Raw genomic sequence first — 12,391 nt, 5'->3', positions numbered from 1 at the left:
CGCCACCGCCGCTGTTGGAGCGGTTGATCGAAGATGCACAGAAGATCCACCAGCAACGACCGATCTTACAAGAGACGCTCGCTACCGCTACGCAACCGAGGTGTGAGTCTTAGCTAAAGACGAATGCTGAACGGCCCCTTTGACACGCTCAACGACGGGTATCCCGACTGGCATCCAGCTCCGTATTTGTTCCAGGGAATGGTCCGCTTATTTCTCTACCGGGAGATCACTGGTCAAAGCTATCGCCAGCTCACGCAGTTCCCGGAACTGGCAGATGCGTTCGGCCTCGACCGCATCCCGGATGAGTCGGTTCTTTCGCGTACATGGCGGCATCGCTTCGACGACGCGGGTCGTGAGTTCATCGCCACCGCAGCCCACTATGTCGTCAAAGAGATCCACGATCGGAATCTCAGTGTCCCGGCGGCTCGGCCGAAAGAAGAGGTTCTTACACCGGAGAAAGATCACGGTGAGTTCTCTGAAACGGAGGAAACCGAGTGTGGCGAGGATTTCGCCGACGAACAGATTCACCGGACCACACGCCTTGCACGAAATTATGGCTTCGAGGGCTTCGATTCTGGACGTGCTCAGAATACCTCTTACGACGATACGCGGTTTTTCGAGTTACAGACGTTCATGGGAATGGTCGGCTGTGGCACTGCCCAGGGTGCCGCTCGGTTTCAGTTTAGACGCGGTGAAGAATACGGTCCACATGGCGATACTCATCTCCGAGCCGTCAAACAATTCGAGCCCAACGACCTCATTGACGGACTTGATGTAGCCAGTGACCGCCTGCTCTCAGCGCTCGCGTCGGAAGTGTCGTTCCGACGCCCTGTGACGGCGGCAATTGACATCACGACCGTCCCCTACTACGGCGATGTGGAAGGAATGCCGATGGTCAGTGGGCTGAGTTCCGAAGACCGAGCGTTCAAGTTTGCCACACTGTCGATCGTCGGTCGGAACATTCCACTGGTATTGGCTGTTGAGCCAGTCCGCGAGAGTTCTGCATGGGACGATAATCCACCGAATCAGGTCCACCGTGTAGTCCGGCGATTAGTACGACGGGCGAAAGAGCACGTCCCGATCGAGACGGTGCTCTGCGACCGCGAGTTCGATTCAATGCGCGTGTTTCAGACGCTCTCGAATCTCGGGGTGAACTACCTAATTCCGAAGCGGATCACGCGTACTGAACGGGAGGTCATCGAGACAATGGCCGACGACAACTGCGAGGTGGCTGTGGAATCGGCAGTCGTCGACGTTGAATCGGGCTCCCACCCGATGCGCTTCCTGTACGTGCCGTCGACGAAGAGTGACGGTACCACTGTCTTCGCGACGAATCTTAGAGTCGGACCCGATGAGGCCGAATCATTCTGCCGCCGGTACAGCCGTCGCTGGCAGATCGAAAACGAGTACAAATCGATCAAGAATGATTTCCTCGCGAAGACGTCCTCGAAGGACTACCGCGTCAGGCTGTTCTACTTCGTGTTCGCAGTGTTACTGTACAATATCTGGCGACTCACCGATTTCCTATTGAAAGCGGGTATCGAGGATGAGATTGACTATGCGCCCGTACTGACGGCGGGCGAGTGCGTTGAATTAGTCTGTGGAGAGTTCATACCGCCTGATTAGACGGAACCGTCTGCCAGGTCCGCACTTCCTGAGTGGCAACACTCTCGTTCGAGGACAAAACCTACTCAAATATTGGGATATGTCTGAATTTCATTCCTATAATCAGCTTGTACCGTTATTTCTGCGGCTATAATAGACACGAAATTACGGTTATTGACTCAGTTTTCGTCCATCCTCCGAAACTGTGAGGTCGCCAGAGCCTGACTGTATGGCTAAATCTACAAGCCACACTGGGCGAAATCTGGCTGACGGACGAAACCCTGTCACGATCTGCTCGGCGAGACTTCAGAATCAGTGACCAACACTCATTTAACTGTCATACATACGCTAAACACCCGGAATGTAGGATCAAAACAGGGCAGCCGTGACTCAGCGCTGCGGATTGTACGTGGAAAGAACCCGGAAACGCTACCCGCCTGGATCGAACAGGCAGAACCCGACCAGCTCAACAATCTCTCCGGCCAAGATCGGTGGATCCTCGCCCAAGTTCACTTCTACTTCGTCTCGCAACAGGAAGTTCGTCAGCCGCCATACGTTGTACAGCGTTACCCCGATGACGAAGTACAGGAACCGGTTCCGGTAGTCAGCCGACGCCGACGTCGGGAGAAAGTGGTTCTTGATCGTCTTGTACTCGTTCTCTATCATCCACCGGTCGCGATACTGTTGGGTCAGCCCGATCGCTCTGTCTGGGGAGACATGCGCGTTGAGTGTGAATATCGCGTAGTCCCCCTCAATGAATTCCGGGTCGTCCGTCGACGTATCCTTCGGAACGTAGAGGAACGACATGTCGTGAGTCTCCCCGTCATAGGTGAGGGTCCCGTGTTCGACGCTCACGTCCGCCGTCTCGTGTTCGACGGTCTTCTCGATGGCCACCCTGTCAGCCTCGGCCTGCTGGCGCTTGCCGATCACGTAGAACATATCGTGCCGGTCGATCGCGTGTCTGACCTCGTAACTGTCGAACTCGCGGTCGGCGAACACCTTGTTGATGTCCACGTGTTGCTTGGCCTGTTCCAGCAGGCGATCGACGAGCTCACCACGCGTCCGCGTCTCTACGTCCTCCGGTTCCCATTGCCGCTTGTCTCGGACGGGCTCGATAGCGAGGACGATCGGTGTGTCTTGCGCGACGATGGTGAGCGTCGCGAACTTGTAGCCCCGCTTGGCCGTCTTCATGGTACCGTCTTTGAAACCGGACACCATCTCTGGATAGTCATCTCGGGGATAGACCTCCCGCGTCGTGCCGTCTCGGCGCCGGAGTTCGACCGGGTCCTCGGACCAGTCCACGTCCTCCTCGTCGCGGAACGGCGACGACCAGTAGTTCCAGGTCGTGATGTCGATGGCCGCGTTCACCGGTTCCCGGATTCCCGAGCGGTCGCGGGCCGCGATCTCGTCGAGAATGTTTCCGACACCAGCGTGGAACGCGGGCAACACGGTGTCGCGGATGTGCTTCCACTCCTGCCGTCGGCCGCCTTGGAACTCCCAGAGGGCAGTCTGGGGATCAGGTTCGGCGACTTTCTTCATTGTTCGGTTGTGGCTGGAGCCGTGCGGGACCTCACTTCGGTCGCTAAGTCTAGCAAACCTCCGTCGCTTGGTTGTGGTTCCCGCCTCAACCATATTCAGGTAGCCCTGTCGTTCGAGGTATGCTTGGAGGTCGTATTTGCAGTTGTCCGCGCGTGGATCTCGAAACTCGTCGAAGCCGAGTTCCGTTGCCAACTCGACGGCGTTCATGATCTGCTTTTCCTCGATACCCGTCTCCCGGACATCTTCGGGGCGGAGTGCAGGCTCGCCACGGTCGAGGACGCCCTCTTTCTGGCAGATGTCGCTGATGCGCTCGGCCGCCTCCTTGATGATCTGCCGGTCCTTGCGCTTGAGGCGGCGTCGCCAGCTGTAACTGATGCCTGCCTGCGTAGGCGGTCGTGAAAGGCCGAAGCGCACGTAGACGTAGGCGGCACCGCGAAGTCGGCGAGCTGTCTCCGACTGGTCGAAGCCACGCACTCCCTTGTAGAGGAATAGCTTGACGATGCCCTCAATGGGGAAGTCGGCATCTCCGGGGTTGTCGTAGTCGGAGAAAACTTCGGTCGGGATGTCGAGGTTGGCGATGACGCGGGTGGGATGGTCGTGGATGTGACACAGGTCTTCGGCTTGGTCACTGATGAACGCAATTGCGTCGGTCGGACCGTCCACGTCTTCCACCTCCATTGTTGGTTGGGCAGTTTCCTCAGAATCTGCGTAAACCCGAGGGTGTGAATGCCGCGTTTCCGCGTTTGATTCCGGGCTGCAAAAGCGACGCGAGGGGAGCTGAATCCGTAGTTGAACGCACTTTACTGTAGAGTCAACTCAGTTATCGCACCGACTCAGATAGTAGAGTCTACTCAGTATCTGAGCGCACTCAGATATGGAGCCAGTTCAATGCTATTAGGATACTTCGGTTGTGTGTGCGACTGAATGCCCAGCGAGGACGACGACATTGCCAGCGACAGCAGCGAAACAGATGGAGGTGGGGAGACAGACCAGAGCGACCTTCAAGCGTTCCTCAACAAATCCGGTGCGGTCGAGTTACTGGCGAGTGTCGGCAGAGATGGCGTTCGCTTTGGGTACCTTGAGGAATCGCTTGGAATCAGCCATGACACGGTGTCGAAACATCTGGCAATGGCCCAAGACTTGGAGTTGATCGAACCCGAGAGCGTCCGCGGTGAGCGTGGAGTGACCCACAAGTACGTCCTGACGTATATTGGAGAGCGGATATATTTGAAGTTGAAAGCGATGGGAGCGGTGGACGATTATCACCTCCTTCAAATGTACCGGAAGGACGTTGAGGAGCACGAAAAGGAGATCAGGGAGTGGGTTGAGGAGCAAGAGCAAAAGGAGGGACTGGATGACAGGTATGCAAATGCTGACCAGTCTCAGATAGATTATCACGGCTATGGCCTCCCCACTGAGGAATCCGATGATGAATGAACGCCAGGATAAAGATGTTAGAACATTGTTTAGACTGCTCGTCAGTGGAATCATTGTCTCTGGATAGACCTGCACCCGCTCAGAATTGACCGAAGTCAGTGATTGGCAGTTAATCAGGCTAACATATCATAGAATCAGTCACAGTCAGTGGGTAGAGACGCTCACCGTGTCCACATTCGATCCGCTATTACGGTGATACTGGCCCCCGAAGGGCTTTATTGTTCCAATTCGAAGTTCAGTGTATGAAACCGGTCTTCAAATTCCTTGTTCTTCTCGTTCCGTATGCAGTGTTTATCGGCAGTGGAGCGGTTGTTGGCGGGGCATTTTTCGTCCCAGAGGCGATATTCTCAATGCTCGGTACGAGTGGCTATTTGACCGCGCTAATCGCCACTGCAGTTTCGTTATTCGTGATGGTGAAGAGTAGTACGGCCTTGCGGTCACTCGGCCACGAAATCAACCGCCGACCAACTGAGAATACTGCTGAGCAGTAAAACCACCCGACTGACAAGATAATTGAAATTAATCTCTCAATCTGCTACCTGTACTGACCGGCAGCAGACTTGGTATTCAATGCGCATGCGCACTGACCGCTGAAATTATTGACAGGGTCCGTATGGTTCCTGAAAGCCATACAAGATGCAACGCGCATATCGGTCACTGGTTAGTCTCAATAGACACTGTGAGTACACCAGGTCAAATACTGGTGCCAAGTTGCGGTTCAGGGGCGACGGGAGGGATCTCCCTCAAACTACACGTCTGAGTTGCATTACCGACCCCAGGCATCGTTCAGCGTAAGATCAATTAACCCATGTGTGGCAATTGGGCGATAATAGCAAGTACGGTAGCATTTTTCCCGAATAGAAGCAAACCAGTATATAGAGTATGACTACCGAGACCCACCGATGGCCGCTTCCGAGCGCCTCTCCCCGCGTCCGACGCCTCCTCTCACTGAGTGAGGGGATGCTACTCGGTGGCTTTGGGACGTTCTTCATCGTCGGAACAATCCTGATTGTCGGCGATATACTCGAAAACATCTCACAGTTTTCGCTAGCGATGGTTCCTGTCGGGGTACTTCTATTGGTGTATCTCGTCAAGGAGTTGTATATCGTTAAGGTGGGCCACGCCACGTCGTATGACCGTCGGCCTGCAAAGCAAGACTGGCACGAGACGCGTGAGTGGCACATTGTCGGTGCGTTCGCACTCGCAACGAACTTGGCTGCGACAGGTCTTGGAGTGACACTTTGGCAATGGCACAGAACAACTCCCGATCCAGTGGCTCTCGCTGGCTTCACTGGATTCGGATTCGTCCTCATCGGGTATGGCCTCTACATATACAGCTGGCACAATCTTGGCGGCGTACTGCGGTGAGGTGACCTATGGATAATGGCTCTTACCAAAGACAGTGAAACAGAGTCATCTGCCTGAAACTTGTTAGGACCACCTGTGGTGAATAGAAGGCGCGAGTCGGTTATTTGTATCTTCCCCATAGCACCACTGCAATGCCGACGAGAACGGTACAAACGGATGCAAGAACAGATACCTGCATGTCCTGGATCGTTACGTATGCACCCCCGATGCAGCCGATCCCAATAAGCACCACACCCGATCTCTCCTGCTGGTTCATATCTACCAGACCTCCTCAGAGGTTTACAAAGTCCACGCTCTGAGTCTCGAAGTCGATTAAATTTCATGTCTGAAGTCCGTCACGGTTGCGAGTGGTGAATACAACGCTCGTATGCAGCATTCGTGATCCCGGGGTGTAACCTTTTTAGGCTCAACAAATGCACCGGAATCGGACCTGTTTCGATTACGGTCGCGTCGTCGAGTGTTCTTGCCATCAAAGCCGACTCAGAGCAGTGTCAACAGCACGTTCCAGTAGGCAGGCGGAACCCTGGCACACATCATGACCACGCCAGCCACAGCAGTGTAGTGGGTCCGCCGAGTTGGGCCCAGACGTTTTCTCACCGAGCAACTATCAATAAGACCTGACTTATTGCAAAGGACTTATTACTTTTTGTAAAGTTGACTTTACACACGATGGCCAGTAAACATCAGTCGAAAGCGGCTATCGGTATCATGGTATTGGGTCTCCTGGCATTGACTGTCGGTGCCGACACGGTCGGCGACGGGCCAATCAGCGCCCTCATCGCGACAGTCGGTGGAGTCGCGGCGGCCACCGGCGGTGTATGGGGCTACAGGATCTCCGAGCGTCGAGGGGACTACGACGAGCGGTACCACCAAATTATTCTTCGAGGCGGTGCTATCTCCAGTTGGGTGTTCTACTGGGCCGTCGCTATCTGGTGGCAGGTTGATTCTAACACTGATATTACGACCCCAATTCTATCGCCGCTGGCCTGGCTGCTGGCCGTCCCGTGGGTGACCTACGGACTCGCCTATCTGTACTACACACGCGTAATGTGATCCATGGAGAACGATCTCAAGGTCTGGAGAGCGAAAGCCGATGTCACGCAGGCGGAACTGGCCGAGGAGGTCGAGGTTTCGCGCCAGACCATCAACGCAATCGAACGTGGTCGGTACGATCCCAGCCTCGAACTCGCGTTCGAGTTGGCCGATTACTTCGAGTGTCGAATTGAGGACATATTTCACTACGACCCCGAAGAGTGAGTGTCTGGATCGGGGATTCACTCCCCATCCAATCACTCACCACACTCGCGGTTGCGGCCTCGGAATATGCCACCTCCCGGAATCAACTCAGTGTGCTGACTTCAACCTCTAAGTCTTGCACGCCCACTCTGAAGAATTTCTGACAGACGGTTTATATCGTCGCTTACCACATCTCATGTACTGATCAACTGGCAGTCGGTGAAATCGCTGTCCGACTACTACTCACTGAGCGTGCGAAGTTACCGGCTGCAATGAGCGCATAAATTCCAGTGTCGTCTCAGTAGTTATTCGCTCTGGGCATCATGCTTAGTCGAACTCTGCCATCACTCTTGCTGCCAAGAGTGGGGCAATGAAGCATAATGGAATACTGCCAAATGCGGATAAAATGGCATGTGATCTGTCGAGTATTGATAATGTGTGCAAATAATATAATATGTATAGATAAGAGCTGACGACAAGGACCGTCGATGCAGCCATTGCTATCATCGTTCGTTCTGGATGATCCCACTCTTCCCAAGAGAATGTCATCACAGGCGGTCTTTCATCTGACATTTTCCGCTTTTAAGATTTTAGGTTTTGAATCATTCCGCATCTGGATTCTCAGTTTAGCCTTGATGACAATATTGCTGACGATTCATACTCTAGCTAACTATTAATTTCCTGTTTGCTCTGTTCTGTATCTGTACTAGTCAACTGGCAGTCAGTGAAATCGCTGTCCGACGACCACTTACTGAGCGTGCTTACTGGACACCGAGAGTCACCCGGTTTAGGCGGATCTGCTTTTCATTGACGAAGCATTCAATCCGGCGTAAGCGTACCCGAGGAGTGCGCCGATGCCGCCACCGAACCCGGCACCGACTGCCCCTCCGACGCCGGACGCGGTGCCGATTACCGACCCCGTCAAGGCGAATACGCCAGCACTGACTGGCATGGCTCGCTGTGCGCCCTTTTTGACATCGGGATCTGTCCAGTCGACATTACGCAGTCGCTGTACGACCCACATCAACCGAGTGTAATACCCGGAATACAATAAATATCATCCGTCTGATCTGGCTTGTCACAAGTATCACGAACCCCTGTATTGATCATTAATAATTCCGTGAGTGCTCTTCTGTGACACGCTCACCCCGCTTATAATCTCTAGGCTCTTACCTAATCTGGTGAAATAGCATTCAGCCTGCTGACATTGATACCGTCTGGCATGCAAGATATAGAGTGTTGATGTAGCACGGGGACTCATGTGTATTTCAAGCCTCGCTGCGTGCTCTGTAGCCGTCTCTACTGATCGTCATTGAAATACACGAGCCAGAGCCATGCGGCACCAATTATAAAATATCCTACGGCAAGTGCCACATCTGTCAAACCGCTTTGCATGAGACCTTTCCACAACTGAAGGACACCGAGGCCCACCCAGCCGACACCCACGATCTTCGTGGCCCAATTCTTTTCCATGGTTGGTGATGCGAATTAGAACCTAATAAATATCTTTCATGCACTCAGCACGAAGATTGACCTCTCTCACGTCTAGTGAGACTGCTGACTATGCGCCTTCCATCTTGCACGGCATGTCCTGTCAAATTGCAGAGAGGACTGTTTCACTATCTTCGGTAAGAGTCAATCTCTATTCTTTTGAGTGGCAAATAATCATGGTCCCGGAAATCCGGAAATCACCCCCTTCCACCTAAGGGGCTCCGCGGTGCCAGCTACGGCCATGATAACGGATGCCCGCCCCCTCCAACCGGAGTTCGTCCCCGCCGACGTGAGACACAGGGATGGCGAGATCGACGCCCTCACCAGCACGCTCGCACCCATCCTCGACGGCAACCACGCCGACCCCGCTCTCCTCTACGGGCCGAGTGGCACCGGCAAGACCTGCATTGCCCGTTACGCCGTCGATAAACTCCGCAGCGAAGTCGTCAACCTCCACACCCAGTACGTGAACTGCTGGGAGGACTACACCCGATTCAAGACCCTCTTCCGCGTCCTTGAGGGACTGAACAGATCGTTCGATGTTCACCGGCAGTCAACACCCCGCGACGAACTGCTGGACAAGCTTCGCAACGCCATCGACACCGCGTATGTCGTCGTGCTGGACGAGGTAGACCAACTCGAGGAGACGACTGTTCTCTACGACTTATGGCGGACACCGGGACTGTCACTCGTACTCATCGCCAACGAGGAGAAGGAACTGTTCGCCGAATTGGAAGGGCGCGTGACCAGCCGGTTCAAGACGGCCATCCGCATCTCCTTTGACTGCTACGGGACGAATGAACTCATCGGCATCCTCGAAGATCGCGTTCGATGGGGCCTCCACCAGGACGCCATCACGGACGACCAACTTCGGTGGATAGCTGATGCGTCGGCTGGTGACGCCCGCGTCGCCATCGGCATATTGCGGGCGGCAGCGCAGGAAGCCGACCAGCGCGGGCTTGAACAGGTGACGGACGAAGTGGTACGGGAGGCCGCTCCCGAAGCAAAGGCGGAAATTCAGCGGAAGAACGTCGAGAAACTCACCACCGACCAACGCATCCTCTACGACATCATTCGGGATCAAGGTAGTGTCAGTCCCGATGATCTATACGAGAGGTACAGTGGGGAAGTGGATGATCCGAAGTCGAATCGCATGGTGCGGAACTACCTCAAGAAGATGCGTCGGTACAACCTCGTCACGGCCACGGGGAAGGGCCGGGCGCGGATGTATTCAGCCGTGGAGTGACCGATTGCGGAAACGCGGAAACGACACGCCTCGGCCTATCCGGGGTAACGCCGTCTTCTTACGTAGAGATGCATCATCAGTCCGATCGCAGCAACGTGGCGTGGGACATCGAAACCACGGGGTTCGGCTGGTCGGCGGAGATCACGGTGTCCGGGTTCTGGTTTCCCCACGGCCATGCAACGCTTATCATCAATGTCGGCCCTCATTCAGTGGATAAACAGGACTTCGTGGACCGGTTGACAGGGGTCAGTGGAGTCCCCGTGTCGCTGTTTGTGGCCAGCGACGAGGGTGAACTATTGAGTGAGATGAAGCGGGTCGTGTTCGAGCGATTCGACCGCGAGTACAACCGCCTCGTAGCCTACAATGCCGACTCGTGGAAGGGAGGATTCGATCTCCCGTTCACGCGCACTCGGTGCATCCGTCAGGGAGTGGACTGGATGTTCGACGGTGTCCTGTTCGCCGATCTATGGGAGCCGGTGAAGAAGCGGCTGAACACTACCTACACTGCGTACGGTTCGTCGGCAAATGTTAACTCGCTTACCGGCTCATACAACCTCCTATTGGGTCAGAATAACCGCCTGCCGATGCTGCTGGATGACTTGGAAGATCACTCGTGGTACTACGAGTCGCCGTACGACCCGTTCGAGGACTCGGGGAGTGCCGCAGCCCACTATCGGGAGGGCAATCTTCTCCCGGTTTTGGAACACAACCTTGCCGACATCCACCGAACTTGGGAACTCGCCGAGCTCATCCGTCGCTTCGTCTCCTCAAAGGACATCTCTGAAAAGAAACTCTGATTCAACCGATTCCGTCTGTTTCGAATGACTCCCAACGGTTCTCATTAAGTCGTAAACCGATCCAATCCGGGCGTACGGGTCTAATTTTGCGTACGTAGAAAAACATCTCAGCCCGACGCAGTGCCACCACTCGCTGGGAGCTGGATTCACTAGTCCAGAAATAGATCAACTGAATTTCTGCCGTTGCATAATGTGTCACTGAACGCTTGCTTTGTAGCAATCCAAACTGCGAAGGTCTGGGTCGCATGGCTGCCGGAGAGCGTCTGAATTTGAGCTATAATGCACAGGTCGAACTACCGAAATCCGATCATCGCAGTGAATCCAAACCCGGCTGAGGTATCTCAACTACTGGCAGAAATCAGATAACTGCACGGTGGCCACACACAGTTCATTTCACACCTACCATCCATCGCACTCCTTTGCCGAGCAGATAACCAACGGTTCCAATTCCCACAGCGACTATCAAAGACCATTGAATAACAGGAAGTATTCGGACGGGGAATCGGGGCGAGTCAAACAGTGCTGCTGGCAGGTACGACCCAAACGTCAGCGCAGCGGCGACTGTCAACGAGAGTAGAATCCCGTCGTTGAGATATGCCGTAGTCGCGGCAGCTACAACAATTAACAAACCTATAACCAGAAGGTTACCTCCAAAGCCCGTCGGGATTCCTTGCGATGAGATAAGCTCCGCAGTAGACGGTGTATGTAGAGCAAACATTACGCCGAACAAAAAAATCGCCGCGATAAATGACAGTACTGAACGCTCATGTGAACAGCCGATCAACTCGTCCCGAGAAATAGAATTAATATTCATGTATGTGTATAATTGTAGGTACGCCGAATTAAATCAAGGTTACGGGCGTGGTTAGATCGTGTAGCTGGTGTTGTTGGCCACGCGCCAGAATGGATAACCGTAAGCTGGGCGACCTTTCTTTCCAGTAGCGCATGAGCCACTATAATCTCCCTGAACTTCCATGCCGCTCAAGACGGTAATAATGTAATTATTCCCGTTCTGTTCATGCCAGAATGGACCACCTGAGTCTCCTTGTCTGACATAGTCTGGGACACCCAATTTGACTCCGCTTCCATAGAACTTCACACATGTACTATCCTGCGTCCACCAAGCGCCGCCGCCTTTTATACTCGCGTTTTGCTTCCCTGAAATAACTCCCTGGTGATAAATATCAGCACTGGACCCCTGATGAGCCTCCATTCCGTTTTGGGTCATGTACCCGTCTGTTGTGATGCTACCACCTGGATATTCAATGTTCTCTGAATATAGCTTTCCAGATTCATCAACCATACACCAATCATGTGTCTTGTGGCCATCAGAGATGTCTCCAAGTTTATCACCCACATAATCCTGTACTTCATCGCCAACAGGAACATCGCAGGAGTCTTTGAAGACGTGATTAGCTGTGTAGAGATAGAAATCACCTGAGTTAGTATCTTTTACTCTACATCCTGCTGTTCCAATCGAACTCGAATTACCATCTTCGACTTTCAGGCCACCAGGGAAAATGTATGGAGAGTCATTGCCATTACAGAGCGTGTCATAGAATCCAACTCATAGCTTCTCACCGCCCGGTTCGTTTCCTCGCTCGTAGTTGGTGATAGCAATGACGAGTCGGAGGCAGAGCGCAACGAACACCTCAGTTCGTGCGTGGACGCG

The 12,391-nt window shown here is 53.9% G+C and carries 12 protein-coding genes and 1 pseudogene; 8 read left to right on the top strand and 5 right to left on the bottom strand.

From position 1 onward, the window contains the following. The first annotated feature begins 123 nt into the window (after positions 1-123). The gene (locus tag E2481_RS18435) at positions 124-1,626 is read left to right on the top strand and encodes a transposase (protein WP_136718622.1); all 1,503 of its coding nucleotides are present in this window, start codon (positions 124-126) and stop codon (positions 1,624-1,626) included. Between the two features lie 408 nt (positions 1,627-2,034). On the opposite strand, the gene E2481_RS18430 is transcribed toward E2481_RS18435, so the two are convergent. Continuing rightward, positions 2,035-3,822 carry a transposase gene (locus E2481_RS18430; protein WP_136718621.1) on the bottom strand — a complete coding sequence of 596 codons (1,788 nt, stop codon included), beginning with the start codon at positions 3,820-3,822 and terminating at the stop codon, positions 2,035-2,037. A 246-nt stretch (positions 3,823-4,068) separates the two neighbouring features. On the opposite strand from E2481_RS18430, the gene E2481_RS18425 reads away from it, so the two are divergent. The 3 genes from E2481_RS18425 (at position 4,069) to E2481_RS18415 (ending at position 5,949) form a co-directional block, all read left to right on the top strand. After that, positions 4,069-4,581: a hypothetical protein gene (locus E2481_RS18425; protein ID WP_136718620.1), complete on the top strand. Its 513-nt coding sequence runs from the start codon at positions 4,069-4,071 to the stop codon at positions 4,579-4,581. Between the two features lie 242 nt (positions 4,582-4,823). Beyond that, positions 4,824-5,072, top strand: a complete 249-nt coding sequence (locus tag E2481_RS18420) for a hypothetical protein (protein ID WP_136718619.1) — start codon at positions 4,824-4,826, stop codon at positions 5,070-5,072. Positions 5,073-5,463: 391 nt separating this feature from the next. After that, positions 5,464-5,949 (top strand): hypothetical protein, encoded by a 486-nt coding sequence (locus tag E2481_RS18415; RefSeq protein ID WP_136718618.1) that lies wholly within the window; start codon positions 5,464-5,466, stop codon positions 5,947-5,949. A gap of 100 nt (positions 5,950-6,049) precedes the next feature. Here the strand turns inward: E2481_RS18415 and E2481_RS18830 are convergent, their stop codons facing one another. Beyond that, positions 6,050-6,205 (bottom strand): hypothetical protein, encoded by a 156-nt coding sequence (locus E2481_RS18830; protein ID WP_169302502.1) that lies wholly within the window; start codon positions 6,203-6,205, stop codon positions 6,050-6,052. 413 nt (positions 6,206-6,618) lie between these two features. Between E2481_RS18830 and E2481_RS18410 the strand changes: the two genes are divergently transcribed. Together E2481_RS18410 and E2481_RS18405 are read left to right on the top strand one after the other, a co-directional pair. Further along, on the top strand, positions 6,619-7,002 hold the full coding sequence (locus tag E2481_RS18410; RefSeq protein WP_250137894.1) for a hypothetical protein: 384 nt from the start codon (positions 6,619-6,621) through the stop codon (positions 7,000-7,002). Between the two features lie 3 nt (positions 7,003-7,005). Beyond that, a complete protein-coding gene (locus tag E2481_RS18405; RefSeq protein ID WP_136718617.1) occupies positions 7,006-7,206 on the top strand; it encodes a helix-turn-helix transcriptional regulator in 201 nt (66 codons plus the stop codon). A gap of 1,278 nt (positions 7,207-8,484) precedes the next feature. On the opposite strand, the gene E2481_RS18825 is transcribed toward E2481_RS18405, so the two are convergent. After that, positions 8,485-8,658, bottom strand: coding sequence for a hypothetical protein (locus E2481_RS18825; RefSeq protein WP_169302501.1), 174 nt, complete (start codon positions 8,656-8,658; stop codon positions 8,485-8,487). Positions 8,659-8,917: 259 nt separating this feature from the next. Here E2481_RS18825 and E2481_RS18400 point away from each other — a divergent pair, with 259 nt between their 5' ends. Beyond that, positions 8,918-9,922 carry a Cdc6/Cdc18 family protein gene (locus tag E2481_RS18400; protein ID WP_136718616.1) on the top strand — a complete coding sequence of 335 codons (1,005 nt, stop codon included), beginning with the start codon at positions 8,918-8,920 and terminating at the stop codon, positions 9,920-9,922. Positions 9,923-10,017: 95 nt separating this feature from the next. Further along, entirely contained in the window at positions 10,018-10,719 is a 702-nt protein-coding gene (locus tag E2481_RS18395) for a hypothetical protein (protein WP_136718615.1), read from the top strand. Between the two features lie 865 nt (positions 10,720-11,584). On the opposite strand, the gene E2481_RS18390 is transcribed toward E2481_RS18395, so the two are convergent. Together E2481_RS18390 and E2481_RS18385 are read right to left on the bottom strand one after the other, a co-directional pair. After that, the gene (locus E2481_RS18390; protein WP_136718614.1) at positions 11,585-12,022 is read right to left on the bottom strand and encodes a hypothetical protein; all 438 of its coding nucleotides are present in this window, start codon (positions 12,020-12,022) and stop codon (positions 11,585-11,587) included. 264 nt (positions 12,023-12,286) lie between these two features. Then, positions 12,287-12,391: pseudogene (locus tag E2481_RS18385) on the bottom strand (IS5/IS1182 family transposase); the annotation flags it as partial.

The sequence above is a fragment of the Halorientalis salina genome (genome assembly GCF_005049285.1).
In the GTDB taxonomy this organism is placed as follows: domain Archaea; phylum Halobacteriota; class Halobacteria; order Halobacteriales; family Haloarculaceae; genus Halorientalis; species Halorientalis salina.
The sequence above is the reverse complement of the archived record's forward strand: the minus strand, read 5'-3'. Positions and strand labels throughout refer to the sequence as shown.

What these genes read in the sequence shown, in the direction of transcription:
- E2481_RS18435 (WP_136718622.1), top strand. Translation starts at nt 124, where the DNA reads ATGCTGAACGGCCCCTTTGACACGCTCAACGACGGGTATCCCGACTGG.
- E2481_RS18430 (WP_136718621.1), bottom strand. Translation starts at nt 3,822, where the DNA reads ATGGAGGTGGAAGACGTGGACGGTCCGACCGACGCAATTGCGTTCATC.
- E2481_RS18425 (WP_136718620.1), top strand. Translation starts at nt 4,069, where the DNA reads ATGCCCAGCGAGGACGACGACATTGCCAGCGACAGCAGCGAAACAGAT.
- E2481_RS18420 (WP_136718619.1), top strand. Translation starts at nt 4,824, where the DNA reads ATGAAACCGGTCTTCAAATTCCTTGTTCTTCTCGTTCCGTATGCAGTG.
- E2481_RS18415 (WP_136718618.1), top strand. Translation starts at nt 5,464, where the DNA reads ATGACTACCGAGACCCACCGATGGCCGCTTCCGAGCGCCTCTCCCCGC.
- E2481_RS18830 (WP_169302502.1), bottom strand. Translation starts at nt 6,205, where the DNA reads ATGAACCAGCAGGAGAGATCGGGTGTGGTGCTTATTGGGATCGGCTGC.
- E2481_RS18410 (WP_250137894.1), top strand. Translation starts at nt 6,619, where the DNA reads ATGGCCAGTAAACATCAGTCGAAAGCGGCTATCGGTATCATGGTATTG.
- E2481_RS18405 (WP_136718617.1), top strand. Translation starts at nt 7,006, where the DNA reads ATGGAGAACGATCTCAAGGTCTGGAGAGCGAAAGCCGATGTCACGCAG.
- E2481_RS18825 (WP_169302501.1), bottom strand. Translation starts at nt 8,658, where the DNA reads ATGGAAAAGAATTGGGCCACGAAGATCGTGGGTGTCGGCTGGGTGGGC.
- E2481_RS18400 (WP_136718616.1), top strand. Translation starts at nt 8,918, where the DNA reads ATGATAACGGATGCCCGCCCCCTCCAACCGGAGTTCGTCCCCGCCGAC.
- E2481_RS18390 (WP_136718614.1), bottom strand. Translation starts at nt 12,022, where the DNA reads ATGGTTGATGAATCTGGAAAGCTATATTCAGAGAACATTGAATATCCA.